Consider the following 23,537-nt stretch of genomic DNA (forward strand, 5'->3'; position numbering starts at 1 on the left):
CAATGACACTGAGAGAAAAGAAGATTGCGGCCCTGGGTGAGGTAAAGATCATCAAGAAGCAGATGGTCACGCACGACCTGATGCTTCTGTGGCTGGAGAAGCCGGAAGGCTATACCTACAAGCCGGGCCAGTACTGTACCGTCGGCCGAGACGGCATCGAGCGCGCGTACTCGATGGCCTCCGCCCCGCACGAGAATTTCATCGAGCTGTTCATTGAGGTGGTCCCGCCGCCCGAGGGCCAGCTCACCCCGAAGCTTGCGAAGCTGGAGATAGGCGACAAGCTCACAATCCGGCCGCGCGCCAAGGGTATCTTCGTCTTCAAGCCGGAGCTGCCCAAGCAGTTCCTGGTGGCCACCGTAACCGGCGTGGTGCCCTACGTCGCCTTCCTGCGCGACTACATTCACACAAACAAGTCCGGCCACCACTTCTACGTCCTGATGGGCGCGAGCTACATGGACGAGTTCACCTACAAGGGTGAGCTTGAGAAGCTCGCAAAGGCGCGGCCCGACCTGCTGACGTTCGTGCCGACGGTCAGCCGCCCCAAGGAAGAGAAGAACGCCGGATGGAAGGGTGAGACCGGCCGCGTGAACGCCATCGCGGAGCGCCTGGCCGCCCAGTGGGGGATGACGCCGGCGGACACGATCGTGTACGCCTGCGGCCACCCGGGCATGATCGAGTCGATCAAGGAGCAGTTCGAGCCGAAGGGCTACAAGTTCGAGGAAGAGCGCTTCTGGAAGGAAGACGACTAGAGGCGAGGTTTCGGGTCTATCAGGAGTGTTAGAGGGCGGCCCCGGCGGGCCGCCCTCAGTTTTGCGTCCTACTTCCCCTTGGCCGCCGCGCGGGTCTCGGTGATCTGCTGGGCGTGGTCGTTGAGGTGCTTGATGACGCTTGTCTCAACCACATCCAGCGGCGAGGCGTACCGGCCGGTGATCGGGCGGGTCAGGTCCTCAGGCTTCAGCTTCTTCATCGTATCCAGGCATTTCGCATTGGCGCTAAGGACGCGCTTTCGGATTACGTCGATCTTGTCCTTGCCCTGCTCGTCCACCACCTTCACTCGGCGGGCCTGCTCAGCCTCGTTGCGGGCCAGGCTGGGCTCCTTCGCGGCGTTGGCTACCTTCTCCATCCACATCGGCGCGGATTCCGCCATGTGCGCGCAGATCTGCGCCACCGACCACTCGCCCTCCTTGGGGATGGTGTAGAGCTCCCTGTCGGTGATGCCGTCCATGGAGGCCACGTACTTCTTCTGCGCCTCTTCCATGCGCTTTACGAGGTCGGCGATCTGGTTGGTTGCCATTGTGATGCTCCTTGGAGTGCCTTTGGCGTGAATGGTACCCCCGCTGCCGACAGCGGTCAACGTGGCGGATTTTCAATTCACTATTCACTATTCACTATTCACTATTACAATAGCCCTCTATGGTCACTCCTGCGCGGAAGCAATATCTGGATATCAAGAAGCAGCACCCGGACGAGATCCTCCTCTTCCGGATGGGCGACTTTTATGAAACTTTCGACGGCGATGCGCGCATCGTCGCGAAGGAGCTTGAGATCGCGCTGACGGCGCGGGAGATGGGCAAGGGCGGCCGCATCCCGCTGGCCGGCATCCCGTACCACGCGCTGGACGGCTACCTCGCGCGGCTCATCAAGAAGGGCTACAAGGTCGCGATCTGCGAGCAGACGAGCGACCCCGCGACCTCGAAGGGTATAGTCGACCGCGAGGTCGTGCGCGTCGTGACGCCCGGCACGGTAATCGAGGACTCGATCCTTGACCGCAGGGCGAACAACCACCTCGCCGCGGTGATAATGGACGGCGACTCCGCCGGGCTGGCGTATGTGGACATCACCACCGCCGAGTTCGCCACGAGCCAGTTCCCCGCCGCGCACCTGCCGGTCGAGCTCGCCCGACTGATGCCTGCAGAGGTGCTGCGCCCGAAGGACATGGACGGCCTCCCCGCGCCGGACGGCGTGACGGTAACTGCCGTGGACGACACCGCGTTCCACCTGGAATGGTCAAGGGATGCCCTGCTGCAGCACTTCGGCGTCGGCTCGCTGGAGGCGTACGGCTGCGACAGGCTGCCGCTCGCCATCCGGGCCGCCGGGGCTATCCTGGACTACATTGGCCGCAACCAGAAGTCGGCGCTGGGCCAGCTAACGTCGCTGTACACGTACTCCACCGAGCAGTACATGGTGCTTGACCCGCAGACGCGGCGTAACCTTGAGCTGTACGAGGGCGGCCGGTGGGCGGACAAGCAGTCGTCGCTGCTCTCTGTCCTGGACCGTACGAAAACATCGATGGGAGCGCGCATGCTCCGCCGCTGGCTTGGCCAGCCGCTGCTGAGCGTGCCGGACCTGGAGCGGCGGCTCGATGCCGTGGAGTGGTTCCACCGGAGCGCCTTGCGCCGTGGCCGGATCATATCCGTGCTGGAAAACGTCTCTGACATCGAGCGGCTCGTCAACAAGGTCCGCGGTTTCTCCGCGACGCCGCGCGACCTGGTGGCGCTGGGCCGCAGCATGGAGTGCGCGCCGCACATTTGGGAGGTGCTGTGGGAGGACGAGGACGCACCAAAAGTGGAGTGGATAACGAAGGGAGTCGGCGACCAATCCGAAGTGGTGCAGCTTATCAAGAGCGCTGTCGCTGACGATCCGCCACTCTCAGTAGGCGATGGCAAGACCATACGGCCCGGCTTCTCACCGGACCTGGACAACGTACGCAACTCCTCCCGGAGGGCGCAGGAGTACATTGCCTCGCTGGAGAAGACCGAACGCGAGCGCACGGGGATAAAGTCGCTGAAGGTCAGCTACAACAAGGTCTTCGGGTACTACATCGAGGTCAGCAACCCCAACCTGGCGCAGGTGCCGTCGGACTACATCCGCCGCCAGACGATCACCACCGGCGAACGCTTCATCACGCCCGAGATGAAGGAGTACGAGTCGCAGGTGCTGAACGCCCAGGAGCGCGTGAGCGAGCTCGAGATATCGCTCTTCAGGCAGGTTTGCGGCCAGGTGGCCTCGCACGCAGGCGCAATAATTGAGGTCGCGCAGGCGATTGCTCACGTAGACGCGTTCGGGTCGCTCGGCGAGGTCGCATCGGTCCACGGCTATGTGCGCCCTGCGCTGAACGACGGCGAGGTCATCGACGTGAAGGACGGCCGCCACCCCGTGGTGGAGCGGACGCTCGAGGCGGGCGCGTTCGTTCCCAACGACATGCGCCTTTCTAACACGGACGACCAGTTGATCATCCTTACCGGCCCCAACATGGCGGGCAAGTCCACCTTCATCCGGCAGGCGGCGATTATTGTCCTCATGGCGCAGTGCGGCAGCTTCGTTCCGGCGGCGTCCGCCACCATCGGCCTCGTGGACCGCATCTTCACCCGCGTGGGGCTGCAGGACGACCTCTCGACCGGCCAGTCCACGTTCATGGTGGAGATGGTGGAGACCGCCGCAATCCTGAACCATGCCACGCGGCGCTCGCTCGTAATCCTGGACGAGATAGGGCGTGGGACGAGCACCTACGACGGCCTGGCCATCGCCCGCGCCATAGCTGAGTACATCCACAGCCACCCACGCCTCGGGTGCAAGACGCTCTTCGCGACGCACTACCACGAGCTGATTGCCCTGGCAGAGACGCTGCCCCGTGTGCGCAACTTCAACGTGGCTGTCTCTGAGGACAGGGGCAACATCGCCTTCCTCCGCCGCATCGTCCCCGGCGGCGCGGACAAGAGCTACGGCGTGTACGTCGCGCGGCTGGCGGGGCTGCCGACGGCGGTTGTCAACCGCGCGTGGGAGGTGCTGCGTGAACTGGAGGAGCGCTCAAAGGAGAACGGCGCCCACCCCGGCGCGTCCTCGACTGCAGCCAGGGGCCCCTCCCGCCGCCCAAAGGTCACACCACCGCAGCAGCTTAGCCTGATGGGCAACACACCGCCCGTCCTGAGCGACCTCCTCTCCCTGGACGTATCCTCCATGACGCCCATCGAGGCGATCAACAAGCTGTACGGGCTGCAGGAAAAGGCGAAGAGGGGGAATCAATGACAGTGCGAAGCCACGTTTCAAAACCGCCCTTGGTAGTAGTGGTTGCTGGGCCGAATGGAGCCGGAAAGACCAGTACGTCGAAAAAGCTTCTTCATGGCGCACTCGCAGTCAACGAATACGTCAACGCCGACCAGATAGCATCCGGACTGTCTGCATTCCAGCCCGAGACCGCGGCCGTTGAAGCAGGGCGTGTGATGCTAATCAGATTGAAAGCCCTTGCAAAAGCTCGAGAGAATTTTGCATTCGAGACAACATTGGCAAGCCGGACGTTTGCGCCGTGGCTAGAGGTTCTCCGAGCGTCAGGCTACCGCACTCATCTGAACTTCGTGGCGCTCCGTTCCCCCGAACTCGCCATTTTGCGGGTGGCGCAGAGAGTTAAGAATGGAGGCCACAATATACCGGACAATACCGTTCGGCGCAGATACGTCTCAGGATTAAGGAACTTCTTCCACCTCTATAGGCCCATTGTCGACTCATGGCAAGTGTACGATAATTCAGATAGGAGGGGCCCACGCCTAATCGCTCATGACAACGCCGGCAGTGAAGCGATTTTGGATCTCGTTGCTTGGGATAACCTTTTGGAGCAGCAGAAATGACAATTAAAGAGCGTGACAATCGCACACCTGCCGAACGCGTTCATGATATCCGCGCTATGGAAGCGGCCATGCAGGAAGCAGTCCGCGAAGAGATCGCCCGCCACAAGAAGCTCGGCAATCCCATTGCCGTCTGGGAAGACGGTCGCGTGAAGTGGATTCAGCCTGAAGATATTTGAGCCATCCGCCACACTCCTTCCCCTTCGCCCCCTCTTCCCTTACAATCCCCCCTGACACGAAAACGGCTACCGAAGCGTTTGCCGTTTTCGAAGTATCCTCCCGTCTTTAGCGGGAGGCCGTGCAGGAGGAGCCGTCGCAATGATAAAAATCGGATGCAACTTCCTCAGCCTCAAGGGGCCGAACCGCGACGTCGACCAGTTCATTAAGATGTCGTACGACCTGAGGCTGGACATCATCGACTGGCATACGTCCGCATTCCCCACCAAGAACACGGATGACTGGCTCAAGATCAAGCGCAGGTGCCTGGACTGGGGACTTTCAATCGGCTACCTGGGCATCGGCGGCAGCTTCATGCGCCCCAACGAGCCGCCCAGCAAGCAGGTGGAGCGCTGCAAGGCCGGCATCGACATGGCCGCCTTCCTTGGCTGCCCGATGATCCGCACCTTCGGCGCGCCGAAAGACGTGAACGCCAAGGACGGCAACGACGCCATCTTCGAGGGGCTGGCCAAGGGCCTCCGCGAGGCGGCTGACTGCGGCGCCGACAAGGGCGTGATGGTCGCCCTGCAGAACCACAACCACGGGAACATCGCCTCCACCGGCAAGGACGTCATCCGCATCCTTGAGACGACCAACCACGCGAACGTCACCCTGATCATGGACACCGGACAGTGGGCCGGCTCCATCGGCGACGAGGGCCACCCGGACCTCTACGACCCCAACACGCCGGTCTACGACTACATGGAGCAGACGATCCCCTACTCCGGCTATATCCGCGCCAAGTTCTACAAGTGCGCTAGCGGTCACGAGGAGCATATCGACTACAAGCGCGTCGCGAAGATCCTCAAGAAGGCGAACTTCAACGGCTCCGTCTCCATCGTCTACGAGGGCCAGGAGGAGACCGACCGCGCGATCATCGTCAAGAACGCCGCTAACGAGCTGCGCGAGGTACTGCGCGCAGAGAAGGTGGGACTCTAGGGCAGCAGTCAGCAGTCAGCAGTGAGCAGTTGGCTAACAGCCGGAAGACTTAGGCAAAATCGGGGAGAAACGGTTCATGATAAAGATCGGATGCAACTACCTCAGCTTCAAGGGCCTGCCGCTGGACATCGAGACCTTCATCAAGATGTCCTACGAAATGCGCCTCGACGTGGCAGACTTCCACACCCGCGCGTTCAAGCTGGGCGACAACGCCGCGATCCTCAAGCAGAAGGCGCTGTGCGTGAAGTACGGCCTGCCTATCGGCTACATCGGCGTCGCGGGCAACTTCTCGACCAAGCCCGAGGAGCAGCAGGCAGCGCTCCAGCGCTGCCGCGAGGGCATCGACCTCGCCGCGTTCGTCGGCTCGCCGCTCATCCGCGTATTCGGCGCGCAGAAGATCGAGGGCGCGGCCAGTCAGGACCAGGTGTTCGACGCGCTATCGAACGGCCTCCGGGAAGCATCGGAGTACGGCGCGAAGAAGGGCGTGATCGTCGCGCTGCAGAACCACAACCACGGCAACATCGCCTCTACCGGCGAGAGCCAGGTGCGGATCCACAAGCAGGTCAACCACCCCAACTTCTCGCTACTCATGGACACCGGCCAGTGGGCCAACGCCGTCGGCGACGAGGGCCATGTGGACAAGATCAACCCCAACACGCCCATCTACGACTACATGGAGCAGACGATCAAGTACGCGTCGTACGTCCGCTTCAAGTACTACAAGATCGCCGGCGGCAAGGAAGAGCTCATAGACAACGACCGCGTCATGGGCATCCTCAAGAAGGCGGGCTTCAACGGCTCCATCTCCATCGTCTACGAGGGCAAGGAGAACGAGACCACGCCGGAGCGCATCGAGACGATCCGCAAAGCCGCCGGTGAGCTGCGGACACTGCTGGCGAAGCATGGGGCGTAAGACGGTAGTTGGCTGTTAGTAGTTGGTAGTTAGCTGAAGAACAAAACCTACAAAGGGGGCGTTTGTGATCAAGTTAGGCATCAATTACACGAGCTATAAAGCTCACCCGATGACGGCGGAGAAGTTCATAGACCTTCACGCCGAGCTGAAGATGGACACCATCGACTGGCATACGGGCGCGTTCAAAGGGATGGACAAGAAGGAGCTGCTTCGCCTGAAGAACAAGGCGCTGATGAAGGGCCTGCCGATGGGTTACATGGGCCAGGGCGGCTCGTTCCTTCGCGTCACCACGACGCCTGACCCGCAGATCCAGATGTGCAAGGACGCCATCGACCTCTCGGCGTTCCTCGGTATCCCGGTCATCCGCACCTTCGGCGCGCTCCCGCCTCCGGGGTGGACGGTCGACCAGACATTCGAGGGGCTGGCGAAGGGCCTCCGCGAGGCGGCCGAGTACGGCGCCGAGAAGGGAGTGATGGTCGCGCTGCAGAACCACAACCACGGCAACATCGCCTCAAAGGCGGACGCGATCATCCGCATCCTCAAAGAGGCCAACCACCCGAACGTTGGCTACATCCTGGACACCGGACAGTGGGCGAACACCATCGGCGACCAGGGCCACGTGGACAAATTCGACCCCACGGTGGACCTGTACGGCTACATCGAGAAGGTCCTCCCCTACACCTGCTGGGTGCGCGCGAAGATATACGAGGTCGCCAGCGGCACCGAGAAGGCGCTCGACTACGACCGCATCTACGGCATCCTGAAGAAGGGCAAGTACAACGGCTCCGTCTCCCTCGTCTACGAGGGCTATGAGAAGGACGACCGCACCGAGCTGGTCACCAAGGCCGCCAAGCACCTGCGCGCCATGCAGGCGAAGCACGGGCTGTAGGCAGCGCGGAAGACATGAAGGAAATCGTCGGTAAAGCGAAGAGCATAAGGGACCTGATTGGTGCAAGCAGGTTCGCCGTCGACTACTTCCAGCGCGAATATCGCTGGCAGACGAAGCACGTTGCGGAACTCTTGGACGACCTAGCTTCCAAATTCAGAGAAAGTTATGAGGCGTCTGATGAGAGGTCAGCCGTCGAGACGTACGGTCACTATTTTCTAGGATCCATCATCGTCAGCGATAAGGATGGGAAGAAGTTCGTCGTTGACGGTCAACAGAGGATCACCTCCATCACGCTTCTTTTGATGTATTTGCACAGCGAACTGAGTGACACTCTGCAAAAAGGCGAGCTGGCGAACCTGATCTTCTCCCTCAAATATGGAACGCGGTCGTTCAATATAGATGTGCCTGAACGCGCCCGCTGCATGGATGCCCTCTTCCAGGGGCAGCCGTTTGACGACGACGGGAGGTCTGAGTCAGTTACCAACATTCTCGGGCGATATCGGGACATTGAAGAGAAGTTCCCAGAGGAGCTACTGGGCAACGCTCTCCCGTATTTCGCTGATTGGCTGATAGAGAACGTCCATCTCGTTGAGATCACAGCATTCTCTGACGAAGATGCTTACACAATTTTTGAGACCATGAACGACCGCGGACTATCACTGCGCCCCACGGACATGCTGAAGGGTTACCTGCTGACAAACATTCTGGATGCCAACAGGCGAACGCTGTGCAGCAACACTTGGGTTAACATGGTGCAGGAGTTGCAGAAGCAGGGCAAGGAGGAAGATGCAAATGCGATCAAAGCTTGGCTACGCGCCCAGTACGCTTCTACGATACGGGAACGAAAAAGCCTCGCCGCTCCTAAGGACTTTGACCTAATAGGTACTGAATTCCACCGATGGGTGAAGACTCACGAGGATGACCTCTCCCTAAAAAAACAGCGAAGCCTTCGCGCACTTCATCGAAAGCAACTTCGCATTCTACACAAGAGTGTATCAACGGCTAAGACAAGCATCGACGCAGCTTGCATCCGGCCTCGAGGAAGTCTTTTTTAACGCACAGCATGACTTCACACTCCAGTTCCCAGTCATTCTTTCCCCACTTTGTGTGTCTGACAGCGAGACTGAGCAAAATAGGAAAGTCCGAGTTACTGCCACATTCCTCGACATCCTGCTAGCCCGGAGGATATGGAATTTTCGGGCCATTGATTACTCCACAATGCAGTACGCAATGTTCCTTGTGCTCAAGGACATTAGAAACAAGTCTCTCGAAGACCTTCTAGACATCCTGACCAAACGACTAGCGTCCGATCCTGAGACCTTTGCAACGCGGGACAGATTTCGCCTTCACGGTGCGAACCGAGGGCAAGTACATAGGACACTTGCTCGTATTACGGCCTTCCTGGAATGCGACACGGATATCAGGGTCGCGGAAAGATTCAAGGAGTACCTCAACCGGCAGGGGAGAGATGGGTATGAGGTTGAGCACATATGGGCGAACCACCCCGAAGACCACAAAGCAGAATTTCCAAACGCGAGTGATTTCTTGGAGTCCCGAAACCGTATTGGTGGGCTTCTCTTGCTGCCAAAGGAGTTTAATGCAAGCTACGGCGACCTGCCGTATGAAGACTTTGCTGGCAAAGAAGGCAAGTACTCCAAGTATTTCGGGCAGAACTTACTCGCTAAATCGCTGAATCATCAATGCTATGCCAACCACCCTCGCCTTCTAAGTCTCCGTAACTCCGGTCTGCCCTTTCGCGAGCATCGGGTGTTTAACAAGGCGGACTTGGAAGAGCGGTCGGTGTTGTATCGGAAGATAGCAGAACGAATCTGGGATCCGACGAGATTAGCAAGTGCAGCCACCTAGACGAAGACGTTAACACGCCATCGCAAGACGTTGACATCCCGAGGCAATCGGAGAAGTACCGGCAATGATCAAAATCGGTTGCAATTACCTTAGCTTCAAGGGCGCGGCGAATGAGCTGAGCGTCGAGGACTTCATCAGGATGTCCTATGACCTGCGCCTGGACACCATCGACTTCCACCACCGCGCGTTTACGTCGAGCGATCCGGCGTACCTGCTCAAGATCAAGCGCATGTGCCTGGACTACGGGCTGCCCATCGGCTACGTCGGCGTCGCCGCCGGCGGGACCGGCACCGTGGAGGAGCGGCTGAGGGAGCGCGTGAAGCAGTCGAAGGCGGCCATCGACGACTCCGTGCACCTCGGCGCGCCGCTGATCCGTGTATTCGGCTTCTCCGCCGAGCAGAGCGACCCCAACCGCGACGCGCTGTTCACAGCGCTTGCGAACGCCTTCCGCGAGATATGCGAGTACGGCGCAGACAAGGGCGTCGTCGTGGCGCTGCAGAACCACAACAACCGCAACCTGGCCGCGGACGCCGAGGGCGTGCTTCGCATCCTCCGCGAGGTCGACCACCCCAACATGGCATACATCATGGACACCGGCCAGTGGAAGAACTTCTACGGCTCCTCCGGCACGCCCAACCCGACCGACGACGGTTACAAGTACATGGAGCAGGTGATGCCGTACGCCTGCTACGTCCGCACGAAGTTCTACGAGGTGGCGAGCGGCGTGGAGAAGCGGCTGGACTACGAGCGGATAATGCCGATCCTGAAGAAGAACAAATTCAACGGGTCGATATCTATTGTGTACGAGGGCGCCGAGCCCGGCGACCGGGTGGAGATCATCCGGAAGTCTGCGGCGCACCTGCGGAAGCTGATTGTGAAACATTCGATGTAGCCTGCGCGATTCATCGCGCCAGAGTCGCTTACAGGCAGTATCGGCGAACGATACAGGCGCGATGAATCGCGCGGGCTACAGAAAGCTGGAACCAAATGATCATCGATACGCACACCCACGTCTGGAGCGACGACTACGAGCGCTATCCCACCCCTAACGGGCGCAAGCACTCCATGCCAGGCTCGACTGAGTTCTTGCTGGAAACGATGGCGAAGCACAACGTGGACCACGCGGTCCTCGTGCAGTTCATCGCGTACTGGTACGACAACAGCTATATCATCGACACGATGAAGCAGTACCCCGGCAAGTTCGCGGCTATCGGGCTCATCAACTGGTTCGAGCCCGGCGCGCCGGACCGGCTGGAGAAGCTGGTCAAGGAGCACGGCTTCGCCGGGCTGCGCTTCCACACCTACCGCGCGCCCAATGGCCCGGCGAACTGGCTGGGGCCGCAGCAGCGCAATGTGTGGAAAAAGGCCCAGGAGCTTGGCTCCAGCTTCATCATCCACGCCAAGCCGGAGCACCTTCCCATTGTGGAGCCGGTCATCGCCGCGTTCCCCGGCGTGAGCGTCACGCTGGACCACCAGGGCGGCATACCGCGCGTGGAAGACCCTCCCCACCCGATGCTCCAGAACCTGCTCGCCTACGCCAAGTACCCGAACGTGGTGGTGAAGTACAGCGTGGCGCGCGAGAAGGGGCGCGAGGACTACCCGTACCGCGACACCTTCCCGATGTTCAGGAGGATTTACGACGCCTTCGGCCCGCAGCGAATCATGTGGGGCAGCAACTTCCCGGAGGTCTTCGACCAGACGAAGGGCTACGAGGAGGTGCTGGACATTTTCCGCAAACACCTCGATTTCCTTTCGAAGAATGACCTGGAGTAGATCTTCAGCAAAACGGCGCTGGGCATTTACGACTTTACCAAACGGTCGTAGAGACGCCCCACGTTGTCGAACAGGTGGCCCCGATATACAATCTCAGCAAATCAAACGGAGCGCAAAAACCGCAATGACAATTGTCGATACCCATTTGCACGTGTGGACGAACGACTACGCCAAGTACCCCATGGAGGGCGGCAAGCAGGTCAAGGAAGACGGCACCGCAGAGTTTCTGATCGATACGATGAACAAGGCCGGCGTGGACAAGGCGGTCATCGTCCAGCCAATTCACTACCTGTTCGATAACAGCTACGTATCGGACACTATGAAGAAACACCCCGGAAAGTTTGCCGGCATCGGACTGGTCAACCACTTCGAGCCGGGCGCCCCGGAGCGGCTGGAGAAGCTGGTCAAGGACCACGGCTTCAGCGGCCTCCGAATCCACCTCGCCAGGCCCCCGCAGGCATCGGACTGGGTCCGCCCCGACCAGGACGCCATATGGAAGAAGGCAGAGCAGATCGGTTCCAGTTTCATTATCTACGGGCCGGCCAACCTTCTCCCCGCCGTGGAGCCCATCATCGCCCGCTTCCCCAAGGTCAAGGTCGCCCTCGACCACAACGGCGGCGCGCCGCGGGACGAGGAGTCGCCCTACCCCGTCCTGAAGAGCATCCTGGCCCTTTCGAAGTATCCGAACGTTTACGTTAAGCTCACCCCTCACAAGCACAAGGAGCCGTTCCCTTACAAGGACACGCACCGCATCTTCAAGGCCTTCGTCGAGACCTTCGGCGCAAAGCGCCTGATGTGGGGCACCAACTTCCCTGGCGTGATGCGTGAGACCGGCTACACCCCCGCCCTGGAGCTCTTCTCCAAGCACCTGGAGTTCCTGACAAAGGAAGACAAGGACTGGATCCTCGGCAAGACGGCTCTGGGCATCTACAACTTCGGCGGCAAAAAGTAAGCCTGCTGAAAAGGATCTGAACAACGGGCCTGGCGCTGGCAAAGTCAGGCCCGTTGTTTTCTTTATGTTAAACGCTCTCGCACGCTGTCTTTCGGGGGCTTGCGTCCACCTCAGATAATCATGGTGTCCGTCGAGCGTACTCAGAGTGTGACTGGTCGCACCATGCCTTACCAAAAAGACAAAGAGAAGACCACCCGGCTCCGCCTGCGCATCGAGGCGCTGGAGAGCGAAATCGCCGCGCGAGAACGCGTGCGCGAGCACGAGGCCACGATCAATGCCTGGATAGAGAATGCGGAATTCTCGGTGTTCACGAAGGACGCCCAGGGCCGGTACGTGATGCTGAACAAGCACCACGAGGGGCTGTTGGGAAAGACCAGGGACGAGGCACTGGGAAAGACCACGCTGGAGCTTATACCCGGCGACGTGGGCGGGCGGGTCCATTCTGAAGACATGCGCGTCCTCCAGGACGGTCATGTAGACGAGCAGGAGCGCTCGACAACCGAAGGCGGCCAGACCAGGACCTACGTGGTGCGCAAGACCCCCATCCGCAACGAACGGGGCGAGGTCGTAGGCCTCTTTGGAATTACTCTCGATATTACCCAGCGGAAACGCACCGAAACGGAGATCCACCTCCTCCTGCGCATCACCCAGGCCATCGAGGAGGCCAGGGACCTGGCAACAGCCCTCCGCGTGACGATAGAGGAGGTCTGCCGCTCAACGGACTGGAGTTACGGAGAAGCGTGGACGGTAAACGCTGAAGGAGCGCTGCAGTGCAGCAGCGCCTGGTACTGCCGCGATGAGAGACTTATGGAGTTCAGGGATATCCGCAGAAAGCGCGCCCTGGACAGCGGCGTCAGCATGGTAGGGCGTGTTTGGAAGTCCCGGCTGGCAGAGTGGCTACCGGATGTTTCCGCAACACCCGAAGTTGTGTATGTCGACAGGGCCGACGCCGCAAGGTTGGGTGTAAGGGCCGCGCTCTGTGTTCCGATTGTGGCGGGTGGCCAGACCGTGGCGGTCATGGCCTTCTACATGACCGAAGTGCGTGGCCCCGACGAGTACATGAAGGGGTTCATCGCCTCGATCGGCACGCAAATTGGCGGAGCCATTGAGCGCAAGCGCGTGCAGGATATTCTCAAGGACAAGACGGAGGATCTGGCGCGGTCAAACGCGGAGCTCGAACAGTTCGCTTACGTGGCGTCCCACGATCTCCAGAAGCCGCTACGAATGGTCAGCGGCTTCGTACAGCTTCTCGCAAACAAGTACAAGGGTCAGCTTGACTCGGATGCGGATGAGTTCATATCCTATGCGCTTGATGGGTCCCAGCGCATGCATGCGCTCATAAACGACCTCCTCCAGTTCTCCCGGGTAGGACGCGACGAGGCCTCTGCAAAAGAAGTGCAGATGGGGGAGGTCCTTGAGCGCGCCCTCACGAACCTCGGCGTCGCAATAGAAGAGGCGGGCGCAATAATCACAGCAGACCCGCTTCCGTCAGTTGTTGGCAAACAGTCCTACCTTGTTCGGTTGCTCCAGAACATTATCGGCAACGCGATCAAGTTCCGTAGCAAGGCCGTCCCAAAGGTCCACGTAAGCGTGCGCCGGCAGGACGGCGAGTGGGTCTTCTCAGTGAAAGACAACGGGATAGGCTTCGAGCCGAGGTTCGCTGAACGGATATTCGGCGTCTTCCAGCGGCTGCATAGCCACGCGGAGTACCCGGGGACCGGTATCGGCCTGGCCATCTGCAAAAAGATCGTCGAGCAGCACGGCGGGCGCATCTGGGCGGAATCCGAGCCGGGCAATGGCGCAAGCTTCTACTTCACTTTGCCCGTTGTTTCAATGGACTCCGAAGCCGACGGCGAGAAGGTCTAAAGGCAGGTCAGATGACGCAAGTGCCCGCTCCCAAGCTCATCGAAATACTTATGGTAGAAGATAACCCTGGTGACGTGCGCCTCACCTACGAAATCCTCAAGATGAACAAGAGGATCGGCAATCTCACGGTCGCCAGGGACGGCGAAGAGGCGATGGCCGCCTTGAAACGGCAGGGGAGGTTCGCGGAGACGGCCCGTCCCGACCTTATCCTACTGGATCTCAACTTGCCGAAAAAGAGCGGCCACGAAATCCTGGCCGAGATCAAGGCGGACCCGAACTTCAGGCGTATCCCTGTCATTGTGCTCACGTCCTCCACTTCTGAGCACGATATTCAGCGCACGTACGAGATGCACGCGAACTGTTACATTTCCAAACCTTTCGAATTCGTAAAATACCGTGAGGTCCTCAAGACGCTCCAGACGCACTGGCTCGACACGGTTACCCTGCCCTCAGAGTGAGGCCGGATAGTATGGATATTTTCAAAATCCTGTTAATAGAAGACAATCCCGGAGACGCGCGCTTCATCCGGGAAATGCTCTCCCAGGGCCTGGGGGCAAACCACCGCGTCAAGTGGGCGCAGAAGCTCGGCGACGGGCTGACGCTACTGGCGAACGAGACCTTTGACGTGCTCCTTCTCGACCTGTCCCTCCCTGACTCCCATGGCCTCATGACACTGGAGCAGATCCACCCTTCCTACCCCAACCTTCCCGTGGTTGTGCTGACGGGCCTGGACGATGAGAAGAAGGGGCTTGAGTCCATTCACAAGGGGGCGGAGGACTACCTGGTCAAGGGCAAGACGGAGAGCCAGCTCCTCGTAAAGTCCATCCGTTACGCCATAGAGCGCCGCCGGACGGCGGAAGCGCTCCTGGTCAAGGAACAGGAGAACACGCGACTGGAGATCCTCCGGCAGACCGCCGTCGCCATGGCGCACCACGCCCAGAACGCCATCACGCCCGTCTGAATCATGGCCCACCTCTTCGATGCGAGCCAGCCCCAGGACGCCATTGAGTTGAAGCAGATCACGCTGGACCAGAGCCTGCGCATCGCCGCCATTATCGATGCGCTCGTGGAAATGGCGGAGACCGGCAACATCCCCACAATGCACTACCTGAGCGACAACAACAAGAAGATGCTCGATATGGAGCCCCCCTGATCGAGCACTACCTGAAAAAGCGCCAGCAGGCCTGAGGATGGGTGGGCGGACTACGAATTTCGTTCGCCGCAACCGGAAAACGGTCGCTTCCGTGGAAAAGCGCGTGTTATGATAGGAGGGTTGCCCCGCGAGCGGGGCTTAGATTTGCCTGGAGACTTATGGATAACCTCACCAACACACACCTTCGAAACGTAGCCATTATCGCCCACGTCGATCACGGCAAGACCAGCCTCGTTGACACACTCCTCAAGCAGAGCCATACCTTCCGGGCGAACCAGGAAATGGGGTCGCTCATCATGGACTCCAACCCCCTTGAGCGCGAGCGTGGCATAACGATCCTTGCCAAAAATACCGCGGTGACTTACAAGGGCGTCAAGATAAACATCATCGACACCCCAGGCCACGCCGACTTCAGCGGTGAGGTGGAGCGCGTCATGAACATGGCGGACGGCTGCCTCCTCGTCGTAGATGCGGTGGACGGCCCCATGCCCCAGACCAAGTACGTCCTCAAGCACGCGCTGAACCAGGGGCTGATTCCCATCGTCGTCATAAACAAGATCGACAGGCCGGAGGCCCGGGTCAAAGAGGTCATCAGCCTCGTGCAGGACCTTTTCCTGGAGCTCGCCACCAAGCCGGAACATCTCGATTTCCCCATCCTTTTCGCCTCCGCCCGCGAAGGCTACGCCATTGCAGACATGGCAGCCCCGCGCGTGGACATGCAGCCGCTTTTCGAAGCCATCCTTGGCTCCGTGCCCGCCCCCCAGGGGGACCCGAACGCGCCGCTCCAGATGCTGGTCTCAGCGCTGGACTACGATAACTACATCGGGCAGATCGCCATCGGGCGCATTTTCCGGGGGACGATGAAGTCCGGCGTCAACGTGGCGCTGCTCAGCAGCGACGGGAGCAAGACTAACTACCCTGTGGAGAAGCTTTTCATCTTCAAAGGCCTGCAAAAGGTGCAGGTTGAGGAGACGCCGGCCGGCGAGATTGTTGCGATAGCCGGCGTTTCAGACGTCACCATCGGCGACACCATCGCCTCCATAGACAACGCGGAAGGCCTGCCCCGTATTTCCGTGGAAGAGCCCACCGTAATGATGAGCTTCATCGTCAACAACTCGCCTTTCATGGGCCGCGAGGGCAAGTATTGCACTACGCGCACGCTGCACGCGCGCCTGCTGAAGGAGCTGCGCACCAACGTGAGCCTTAAGGTAGAGTCCACCGACAGCGCGGACGAGTTCCTTGTGAAAGGGCGGGGTGAGCTGCACCTCGCGATCCTCATAGAGACCATGCGGCGCGAAGGCTACGAGTTCGGCGTCTCCCGCCCCAAACCGGTACTGAAGGAGATCAACGGAAGGACCTACGAGCCTTACGAAATACTGATAATCGATACGAAGGACGAGTACATCGGCTCTCTCACGGAGAACCTGACCCGGCGCCTGGCCCAGCTGCTCGATATGCGGAGCGACGGCCAGGGGAACGTGCACATAGAGTACCGCATTCCCACGCGCGGCCTCATCGGGTTCCGCTCGTTCTTCATCCGGCTCACGCGGGGCAACGGCGTCATGAACAGCCTCTTCCAGGAGTACGCTCCCATGGAGGGCGAGGTCAGGACCCAGTCTAACGGCGTGCTTGTTGCCTCTGAGGAAGGCGTGGCGGTAACCTACGGCCTCAACGCCGCCCAGGGCCGCGGCACAACGTTCATTGAGCCCGGCACACCCGTTTACGAGGGCATGATTATCGGCATGCACCCGCGGGACGAAGACATCAGCATCAATGTAACCAAAGAGAAGAAGCTGACCAACATCCGCTCCGCCACGGCTGACTTTGCTATACGCCTCACGCCCGCTGTGAAGATGAGCCTCGAAGAGTCCATGGACTTCATCGCGGACGATGAAATGATTGAGGTAACGCCTCTCAGTTTGCGCCTGCGCAAGAAAGAGCTTTCCGCCCAGGCCCGCCAGCGGCTGCGGCGCGACGCGAAGGTCCGGGTCTAGCTCCTCGCCTCGAATTGCGGATAGGCAATGGGCGGCCGGCATGCTGACCGCCCATTGCTTTTTTTTCGCACACCACGCAGTCGTTTTCTCCGGATGGCTCCTGCCGAAAGACTCCGCGCTCGACGCAATTGCGGGGCATACTTTCTAAGATATTCTTTGAGAATTTTGCTGCCGTGTCTCGGGAATTATCGGGAGATACGCCGGGGATTTCTCGTTAAACCGCACCTTGCGAAAGAAGAAACTAGGGATTAGACTATCGTTGACCCGGCGAAGAGTCACGACATATACGTTGCCCGCAGGAGGATGAAAATGCCCAAGTTTGACCTGGTGCCATTGCAGGAAGCAATGACCATTACAGCAACGGGGAAGCGCGCCCAGATTACACACGAGTATATGGGTTTCATTAACCGACTGGGCAGTGGTGAAGCCGGAAAGCTTGAGGCGAATTCAAGTGAAAGCGTAACGGCGATCAGGCGCAGGCTGGGCGCGGCAGCCAAGGCGGCCGGCAAAGATATTGTGATCAAGCGTAACGGGGGTTCGGTCTTCTTCTGGGTGCAGCCCAAGAACAAGTCCGGCACCGGGCGCAGGCGCGGGCGGCCCCGCAAGAACGAGACGCTGGGCTAGAATTTCACGCGAGCGCGCAGCTTAGATGTTTGACCTGCTGATAAGAAACGGAATGGTGATCGACGGCAGTGGCAGCCCGGGCTTTTTCGCTGCCGTCGGCGTGAAAGACAACCGCGCCACCGTCATTCGCGGAGACTCCATCTCGCTCCAGGCAGCGCACGCAATTGACGCAAAAGACCACGTGGTATGCCCGGGATTTATCGACCTTCACTCCCACGCGGGTCTAACGATACTGGGCGCCCCGCACCACGACCCGAAGGTCAGGCAAGGCGTCACCACCGAACTGGTCGGCATCGACGGAATATCCCACGCCCCGTTCAAATCGCAGGAAGAGCTCCACCGCTACATCTGGCTGGATTCCGGCCTGAACGGGTATCCTCCCATACCCGCGGACTGGCTGACAGTAGCCCAGCTCCTCTCCAAATATGACGGGACGGTGGCCGTCAATATTGCCTATATTCTGGGCAATACTCCCCTTAGAATCTGGTCCGTGGGTTGGAACGATCGCCCCGCCACGAAGGCCCAGGTCGAAGACATGAAATCGGTCGCGCGGGAGGCGATGGAAGAAGGCGCTTGGGGCCTTTCTACCGGTCTCGATTACCCGCCGGGCTCCTACGCGAGCACGCACGAGCTGGTCGAAATATCGGGGACGGTTGCAAAGCTGGGCGGCTTTTATCACACCCACACCCGGTCCAGCCTGCTCGAAAAAGGGCACCTGGAGCCGTGGGAAGAGGCCCTGGAAATCGGCCGCCGCTCCGGCATTCCCCTGCACATGACGCACTACCGCCAGTCCCGGCAAGGGCTGGGCAGCCATCACGATTACATCGGCCTGATTGAGCGCGGGCGCGCCGAAGGTATGGATGTCACGTTTGACTGCTACACGTATCCGTACTCGGGCACCGCGTTGAACATACGCCTGCCTCACTGGGCCAAGGACGGCGGCCCAGAGCGCGCCATGGCCGCCATGCGCGATAAGAACGACCGCGCCCGCCTGAAGCGCGAGATCCCACGCGACCATCTGGAGAACATCTGGCTGACGAATTTCCTCAGGCCAGAGAACCGCAAGTTCGACGGCAAGCTGCTGACGGATATCGCGGAGATGCGCAGCCAGGACCCGTGGGAAACGATGTTCGACCTGCTACTGGAGGAGAACATGGGGGTATCGATGGTTGGGCTGGGCACGAACGCGCACACCCTGCACGCCTTCGTATCGCACCCATACGGTATGATCGCAAGCGATGCTCTGCTGTTCGGAGAGTACCCGAACCCACGCAGCTACGGCTGCTTCCCGCTGGTGCTCGCGGAGTTCGTGCGAGCGGAGAAGCACCTGAGGCTGCCGGAAGCCATACGGAAGATGACATCATTCCCTGCGCAGCGGCTGGGCCTGCCGGACCGCGGCCTGCTGAAGGACGGCTTCAGGGCGGATATCGCAATCTTCAACCCCAATACCGTCAAAACTCACGCCACTCGGGAGAACCCCAAACAGTACCCCATCGGCATGGATTACGTGATCGTAAACGGTACCGTGGTGATACAGAACGGCGAGAACACCGGGGCGCTGCCGGGAAGGGCCTTGCGGCGGGGCCGCGCCGAGACCTAGCACCCCGGCTACTTCTTCTTTCTCTCTTCCGGCCGCGTCTTGATGTGCTCCACTATGCCGGGTACTGCATCCCCGCTCTCAATCAGGGCGCGGTGCGCGAGTATTCGCAGCCTGTCGGAGTCCGAAAGGTGCTTTTGCACCTTGAGGACAAATTCCCTCACGGTCTGCTCGGGCGTCAGGTCCGAGTTATCTATCGTGAACTTCCGGCGGATGTGCGAGTTCGCGTATTCCTCCTCGAACCGCTTCAGGACGAATTCCACGTCCTTCTCCTTGAGAAGTCCCGGCCTCAAGCCTCGCTGGTCGCGCGGCTTGGGGTGGGTCTTCATCCGTTGCCGGATCGCCTCGGGGCGCGCCTTGAGCAATACCAGGATGGTCTCCGGCGCCACGCGCATCAACGCAGACTCGATCTCCCGGGCCATGGGCGACCGGGCGGCGTAATAGCCGTCGCCGCCGTAGCCGTAGTAGAGGGGCGCAAAGACGGCTTCCTCTATGTGGTAGCCGATCAGCATGTGGTCGGCGTCACCAAGGAACGCCCCGGCGCCGTGGTACTCGATCTGGTATCGCTGGAACCGCTCCTTGAAGGCCGGGCTCATCGCCATGAAGTGCGGGACATCCTCATCGGACAGCTCCGGCGTCGGGATCGTGAAGTGGTCGTGGAAAGTGCGACTGTTGCCCATAGTCTTCGAGATCCACTCGGATATGCCCTCGGAAAGCGTCGTCTTGCCAACGTGCTCGCAACCGACGAGGATGAGCTTCACACAACCCTCCCTGGCTAACTGACATTACGACGCCGGCCACTAAACGGCTCCGCCCGGTCGAATCGTCTCTAGCTCGGCGGGGCCAGCCTGTTCACCTCCAGCCCCTCGGGGCGCTGGAAGTCCTTGTACCGCAGGTGCAGCTCCACGCCGGTCACCGTGCGCGTGAACGCCGCCAGCTTAGCCATCTTCCGGTCCGTGATCTCCAGCTTGTTGTCGCCGCGCTTCACCAGTGCGGCGTCCAGCTTCCACCGGAGCCAGTACGACCCACGGTGCGGCTCCAGAAGCTCCGTGGACGCGGCGGGCAAGACAGCTCCGTTCAGCTTGAACTCCACCTCGTCCTCAACGCAGTAGAAACGGAACGCCACCGTCAGCGTCGGGTCCCGCATTTCACCTTCCCTGCGGGCATTTTCCACGTCGTCGGAGACGACGACGTTCAGGGTCGTCGTCTGCCCCTCCTTGAGGTCCGTGGGAAGCTGGCGGCCGTCCGGTGCGGAGTACGAAGGCATCTTTTCGGTGCTGGCTATGAAATACCGCTTGTCCCTGCGGCCGGTCGCCTCGGGGAAGGCCATTTCTCGAAGCAAGCTGTACTCCCCCTCCGCGAACGGCCAGGGCAGGTATCCCAGAAACATTCCGGTGAACCCCTGGGCGAACAGCGTCTGGCTGGCGGCCCGGTACATCTCGATATTGGCTATGTTGGTGCGGACATCGCTCACCTTGCGCGGCGTGCGGAAGTACGCCGCGGCGCCGGCGGCATTCGCGCTCTCGGCCAGCCATGCCGCCTCCCTGATTCCCGTGTCCATCATCTGGCCGGCAGGCTGGGCTACAACCATGTCAACGGACTTGCTTCTCAGCCACGACTCGGGGTCCAGCCCAAAGCGAAGGTTTTCTTCCTTCCTGCTCCACACCCGTGCCATGACAGGCACTTCCCTGCCCTGGCGCCCTTCCACTTCACTCGCCATTCGCTTCACTTCGGCCACGAACTGGTTCATGATCGGGATGTTCTTCTCAGTGTCCGCCTCTTTGAAGTACAGGGGGAAGAACATGAAGTCGAGATCAATCCCCTCGGCCTGATAGTCTTCGAGGACCTCTCTCAGCAGCGCAAGCTTTTCGTTCCTTACCTGCTCGTTGGCGTAGTCGTAACACCACTCGGTCTTATAGTCCGGGAAGCGGCTGTCTGAAACGCCCAGCGTGACTTCTTTCCCCTTCGTCATCTTGAGCCGTCCACACCGCTCGTCGCCGGGCGCGGCAGGGTCCTGGAGCTTCAGGCTCGGGAAGACGGGCAGGCGCATCTGGCGACTGCGGCGGATAACCTCCTGGAGTTGGTCTGTGCCCATAGAATGGGCGTCTTTGACCATCCGCATAATCCGCCAGTTAATGAAGCTCTTCCATGTCTCCTGGTCCTGGCCGATGATGCGCCCAATTTTCGTCTGGTGGAAAAAGACGTCGCCGAAACCGAGCCCGAAGGTGAGCATCTCGACGCCGGTACCCAGGAGCTCGTCCACTGGCCACCGCATTTTGTGCATGTTCAGGGGCGGGTCAAGTCTCTTGCCGTGAAAGTGATGCGCATCGCTGTAGTAGATCAGCCGGGGGCGTCTCAATAGAGCCTCCTCAAAGGGGGTTAATTGTATGAGATCGGAGACTGGAAAAACTCATGGAACAGGGGTGACTGGGCGCCGTGGCTCGCTATGCGCTTTTCAGGACACGGCAACTCCCAATTTAATGGCACGGAGTGTATCTTCGCACAGCATGGTTGTCAACGATGGGCTTAAACATGGCGCGGAAAGGCAATCGCAAGGTGCAGAAAAGGTCAGGAAATACAATTCAGGAGAGCTAGTTCAGCTTATACCCGTAGCCGCGCACGGTGACGATGTACTTGGGGTTCGAGGGGTCCGGCTCAACGCGCAGCCGTAACCTGCGGATAGACTGCTCGATCTCCTGGTCGCCAACTGCGCCGCCGTTTCGCTCAGGCCAGCCGATTGCGGCTATCTCGTCCTTGCTGCACGCCTGGCCGCGCTTCTGGAACAGCAGGTCCAGAACATCGAATTCCTTACGGGAAAGGGGCGGGTCCAGCTTGTCCGCGCGGATCCATACGTCCCGCGAACGCGAGTCCACCATTATGTCGGCCTCGCCCATGGTTGCAGCGCCTGAAGGCATTGTGAGCGTGGTGCCGCGCTCCTGGAACCGAAGGACAACTTGCCCTTCGGCAAACTCCACCTTGTCGCCGCCTTGCAGCAGGTATGTTTCGCTCTTGAGGCGCTGGCCGTTAACAAACGTGCCGTTCTTGCTGTCCAGGTCGCGAATGCGGAACCGCTCCCCTTCCTGCACAACCTGGGCTGCACCCTGGAAACGAACGGGTTGTCGATAAAGATGTCCGCCGTGGGTGACGCGCCGATCAACAGGACCTGCTGGTCGAGCGGCAGTACGCGCACTCCGGGTAAGCCGCGCTCCACAACGAACATCGAGGACGATTCGTCCGTTGTCTCTTCTTTCCTTGGCAGGTTGAAGTGCTGTTTCATGCCTTATACCCGTTCCTTCCCGCCGTTGACGGATTCCTAGATTCTATCGCCGCCGCCCGTCCGAAAACAAGTAGCTTTGTATCGTCTGCTTTGCGTCTGCCCAAGCGTCCCTGGAATTGTAACGACATTGTAACAACCCTTGAATCCACTGTTACTGAAAGGACACCCTGACAGATGTTACAAACTCTGCGTTATACGTTCGTAAGTCTTGCGGCCGCCTCGTCAGCTATGACTAGTCCGCACTAACTGTCAGGAATGTGTCAGCTATTAGAGGGGTAATCGTCAGGAACTTTGGCTCTCGACCCTCTAATCTAGGGTTAGTAGTCTCCTTGGATTAGGCAGCCCGGACAAATGGGTAGTCGGTTGTGTCAGAAGGAGTGAATGTGTCTACCAATACAACGACCGTTGAAATGACCGGCGCCGCAAAGGATATCAGGGTCCAGGCGCCGCCCGCGGTATCACGCGCACGCTACGAGCCCACGAGGGCAGGAGGTCGTGGCATGATAAATCTCAATAGCTGCCCCCGCTGCAAGGGCGCCGTGATGGAGTCTATAAACCCCAGCTTCGATAGCGCCATGTGCATCACCTGCGGCTGGCGCAAGAGCGAGGTGTCCGCAGAGGTGCTTGCGCAGGTCCAGGCCCATCTGGGCGAGCCCTACATGGAGGACCGCTACACGCACTCCCGGATTGGCACCGGCAAGCCGCCCCTAAGCGGTTGGGACCGTGTCAAGCGAAGCCGCGAGCGCGAACGCCTGAAGGAAAACGGTTCGAACGGCACGGAAGGATTACGCCTGTAAGGCCGCCGAGTCATTGGCCGGCGGCCTTACCTCAGGGAATGCCGGAGGCTGCCCCCCGACGA

The 23,537-nt window shown here is 60.0% G+C and carries 22 protein-coding genes and 1 pseudogene; 19 read left to right on the forward strand and 4 right to left on the reverse strand.

Translation table 11 applies throughout. The features are described 5' to 3' along the window. The first annotated feature begins 2 nt into the window (after positions 1–2). Entirely contained in the window at positions 3–749 is a 747-nt protein-coding gene (locus FJ319_04245) for a hypothetical protein (protein ID MBM3933501.1), read from the forward strand. 68 nt (positions 750–817) lie between these two features. On the opposite strand, the gene FJ319_04250 is transcribed toward FJ319_04245, so the two are convergent. Beyond that, a complete protein-coding gene (locus tag FJ319_04250; GenBank protein ID MBM3933502.1) occupies positions 818–1,294 on the reverse strand; it encodes a DinB family protein in 477 nt (158 codons plus the stop codon). Between the two features lie 119 nt (positions 1,295–1,413). Here FJ319_04250 and mutS point away from each other — a divergent pair, with 119 nt between their 5' ends. The 17 genes and pseudogenes from mutS to FJ319_04335 all read left to right on the forward strand — a co-directional run bounded on the left by mutS (position 1,414) and on the right by FJ319_04335 (position 19,404). Beyond that, positions 1,414–4,026, forward strand: coding sequence for a DNA mismatch repair protein MutS (gene mutS / locus FJ319_04255; GenBank protein MBM3933503.1), 2,613 nt, complete (start codon positions 1,414–1,416; stop codon positions 4,024–4,026). Next, a complete protein-coding gene (locus FJ319_04260; protein ID MBM3933504.1) occupies positions 4,023–4,622 on the forward strand; it encodes a Zeta toxin family protein in 600 nt (199 codons plus the stop codon). The genes mutS and FJ319_04260 overlap by 4 nt, the downstream gene beginning before the upstream one ends. Beyond that, entirely contained in the window at positions 4,619–4,798 is a 180-nt protein-coding gene (locus FJ319_04265) for a hypothetical protein (protein MBM3933505.1), read from the forward strand. The genes FJ319_04260 and FJ319_04265 overlap by 4 nt, the downstream gene beginning before the upstream one ends. Positions 4,799–4,937: 139 nt before the next feature. After that, positions 4,938–5,774, forward strand: a complete 837-nt coding sequence (locus tag FJ319_04270; GenBank protein ID MBM3933506.1) for a sugar phosphate isomerase/epimerase — start codon at positions 4,938–4,940, stop codon at positions 5,772–5,774. 76 nt (positions 5,775–5,850) lie between these two features. Further along, positions 5,851–6,687 (forward strand): TIM barrel protein, encoded by an 837-nt coding sequence (locus FJ319_04275; GenBank protein ID MBM3933507.1) that lies wholly within the window; start codon positions 5,851–5,853, stop codon positions 6,685–6,687. 64 nt (positions 6,688–6,751) lie between these two features. Continuing rightward, positions 6,752–7,576 (forward strand): sugar phosphate isomerase/epimerase, encoded by an 825-nt coding sequence (locus tag FJ319_04280; protein MBM3933508.1) that lies wholly within the window; start codon positions 6,752–6,754, stop codon positions 7,574–7,576. A 14-nt stretch (positions 7,577–7,590) separates the two neighbouring features. Continuing rightward, a pseudogene (locus FJ319_04285) lies at positions 7,591–9,442 on the forward strand (DUF262 domain-containing protein). 64 nt (positions 9,443–9,506) lie between these two features. Beyond that, positions 9,507–10,334, forward strand: a complete 828-nt coding sequence (locus FJ319_04290) for a sugar phosphate isomerase/epimerase (protein ID MBM3933509.1) — start codon at positions 9,507–9,509, stop codon at positions 10,332–10,334. 95 nt (positions 10,335–10,429) lie between these two features. After that, entirely contained in the window at positions 10,430–11,215 is a 786-nt protein-coding gene (locus FJ319_04295) for an amidohydrolase (protein MBM3933510.1), read from the forward strand. After that, positions 11,202–12,167, forward strand: a complete 966-nt coding sequence (locus FJ319_04300) for an amidohydrolase (GenBank protein MBM3933511.1) — start codon at positions 11,202–11,204, stop codon at positions 12,165–12,167. Before FJ319_04295 ends, FJ319_04300 begins: the two co-directional genes overlap by 14 nt. Positions 12,168–12,287: 120 nt before the next feature. Beyond that, positions 12,288–14,033 (forward strand): PAS domain S-box protein, encoded by a 1,746-nt coding sequence (locus FJ319_04305; protein ID MBM3933512.1) that lies wholly within the window; start codon positions 12,288–12,290, stop codon positions 14,031–14,033. An 11-nt stretch (positions 14,034–14,044) separates the two neighbouring features. Continuing rightward, on the forward strand, positions 14,045–14,491 hold the full coding sequence (locus FJ319_04310) for a response regulator (protein ID MBM3933513.1): 447 nt from the start codon (positions 14,045–14,047) through the stop codon (positions 14,489–14,491). 11 nt (positions 14,492–14,502) lie between these two features. Then, entirely contained in the window at positions 14,503–14,994 is a 492-nt protein-coding gene (locus tag FJ319_04315; GenBank protein ID MBM3933514.1) for a response regulator, read from the forward strand. Positions 14,995–14,997: 3 nt separating this feature from the next. Beyond that, the gene (locus tag FJ319_04320) at positions 14,998–15,186 is read left to right on the forward strand and encodes a hypothetical protein (GenBank protein ID MBM3933515.1); all 189 of its coding nucleotides are present in this window, start codon (positions 14,998–15,000) and stop codon (positions 15,184–15,186) included. Positions 15,187–15,344: 158 nt separating this feature from the next. Then, positions 15,345–17,180, forward strand: coding sequence for a translational GTPase TypA (typA, locus tag FJ319_04325; protein MBM3933516.1), 1,836 nt, complete (start codon positions 15,345–15,347; stop codon positions 17,178–17,180). Positions 17,181–17,489: 309 nt separating this feature from the next. Beyond that, on the forward strand, positions 17,490–17,804 hold the full coding sequence (locus FJ319_04330) for a hypothetical protein (protein MBM3933517.1): 315 nt from the start codon (positions 17,490–17,492) through the stop codon (positions 17,802–17,804). Between the two features lie 25 nt (positions 17,805–17,829). Then, positions 17,830–19,404: a D-aminoacylase gene (locus FJ319_04335; GenBank protein ID MBM3933518.1), complete on the forward strand. Its 1,575-nt coding sequence runs from the start codon at positions 17,830–17,832 to the stop codon at positions 19,402–19,404. A gap of 8 nt (positions 19,405–19,412) precedes the next feature. On the opposite strand, the gene FJ319_04340 is transcribed toward FJ319_04335, so the two are convergent. The 3 genes from FJ319_04340 to FJ319_04350 all read right to left on the reverse strand — a co-directional run bounded on the left by FJ319_04340 (position 19,413) and on the right by FJ319_04350 (position 22,487). Next, complete coding sequence (locus FJ319_04340; protein MBM3933519.1) at positions 19,413–20,162, reverse strand: hypothetical protein; 750 nt, start codon at positions 20,160–20,162, stop codon at positions 19,413–19,415. 68 nt (positions 20,163–20,230) lie between these two features. Next, positions 20,231–21,760: a hypothetical protein gene (locus tag FJ319_04345; protein ID MBM3933520.1), complete on the reverse strand. Its 1,530-nt coding sequence runs from the start codon at positions 21,758–21,760 to the stop codon at positions 20,231–20,233. Positions 21,761–21,992: 232 nt separating this feature from the next. Then, positions 21,993–22,487 carry an FHA domain-containing protein gene (locus FJ319_04350; GenBank protein MBM3933521.1) on the reverse strand — a complete coding sequence of 165 codons (495 nt, stop codon included), beginning with the start codon at positions 22,485–22,487 and terminating at the stop codon, positions 21,993–21,995. Positions 22,488–23,061: 574 nt separating this feature from the next. Between FJ319_04350 and FJ319_04355 the strand changes: the two genes are divergently transcribed. Then, complete coding sequence (locus FJ319_04355) at positions 23,062–23,475, forward strand: hypothetical protein (GenBank protein MBM3933522.1); 414 nt, start codon at positions 23,062–23,064, stop codon at positions 23,473–23,475. Positions 23,476–23,537: the final 62 nt, after the last annotated feature.

This window comes from SAR202 cluster bacterium (assembly GCA_016872355.1).
Classification (GTDB): Bacteria; Chloroflexota; Dehalococcoidia; order Lucifugimonadales; family VGZY01; genus VGZY01.

What these genes read in the sequence shown, in the direction of transcription:
- FJ319_04290 (MBM3933509.1), top strand. Translation starts at nt 9,507, where the DNA reads ATGATCAAAATCGGTTGCAATTACCTTAGCTTCAAGGGCGCGGCGAAT.
- FJ319_04245 (MBM3933501.1), top strand. Translation starts at nt 3, where the DNA reads ATGACACTGAGAGAAAAGAAGATTGCGGCCCTGGGTGAGGTAAAGATC.
- FJ319_04335 (MBM3933518.1), top strand. Translation starts at nt 17,830, where the DNA reads ATGTTTGACCTGCTGATAAGAAACGGAATGGTGATCGACGGCAGTGGC.
- FJ319_04275 (MBM3933507.1), top strand. Translation starts at nt 5,851, where the DNA reads ATGATAAAGATCGGATGCAACTACCTCAGCTTCAAGGGCCTGCCGCTG.
- mutS (MBM3933503.1), top strand. Translation starts at nt 1,414, where the DNA reads ATGGTCACTCCTGCGCGGAAGCAATATCTGGATATCAAGAAGCAGCAC.
- typA (MBM3933516.1), top strand. Translation starts at nt 15,345, where the DNA reads ATGGATAACCTCACCAACACACACCTTCGAAACGTAGCCATTATCGCC.
- FJ319_04320 (MBM3933515.1), top strand. Translation starts at nt 14,998, where the DNA reads ATGGCCCACCTCTTCGATGCGAGCCAGCCCCAGGACGCCATTGAGTTG.
- FJ319_04295 (MBM3933510.1), top strand. Translation starts at nt 10,430, where the DNA reads ATGATCATCGATACGCACACCCACGTCTGGAGCGACGACTACGAGCGC.
- FJ319_04270 (MBM3933506.1), top strand. Translation starts at nt 4,938, where the DNA reads ATGATAAAAATCGGATGCAACTTCCTCAGCCTCAAGGGGCCGAACCGC.
- FJ319_04330 (MBM3933517.1), top strand. Translation starts at nt 17,490, where the DNA reads ATGCCCAAGTTTGACCTGGTGCCATTGCAGGAAGCAATGACCATTACA.
- FJ319_04265 (MBM3933505.1), top strand. Translation starts at nt 4,619, where the DNA reads ATGACAATTAAAGAGCGTGACAATCGCACACCTGCCGAACGCGTTCAT.
- FJ319_04260 (MBM3933504.1), top strand. Translation starts at nt 4,023, where the DNA reads ATGACAGTGCGAAGCCACGTTTCAAAACCGCCCTTGGTAGTAGTGGTT.
- FJ319_04250 (MBM3933502.1), bottom strand. Translation starts at nt 1,294, where the DNA reads ATGGCAACCAACCAGATCGCCGACCTCGTAAAGCGCATGGAAGAGGCG.
- FJ319_04315 (MBM3933514.1), top strand. Translation starts at nt 14,503, where the DNA reads ATGGATATTTTCAAAATCCTGTTAATAGAAGACAATCCCGGAGACGCG.
- FJ319_04300 (MBM3933511.1), top strand. Translation starts at nt 11,202, where the DNA reads ATGACCTGGAGTAGATCTTCAGCAAAACGGCGCTGGGCATTTACGACT.
- FJ319_04305 (MBM3933512.1), top strand. Translation starts at nt 12,288, where the DNA reads ATGGTGTCCGTCGAGCGTACTCAGAGTGTGACTGGTCGCACCATGCCT.
- FJ319_04310 (MBM3933513.1), top strand. Translation starts at nt 14,045, where the DNA reads ATGACGCAAGTGCCCGCTCCCAAGCTCATCGAAATACTTATGGTAGAA.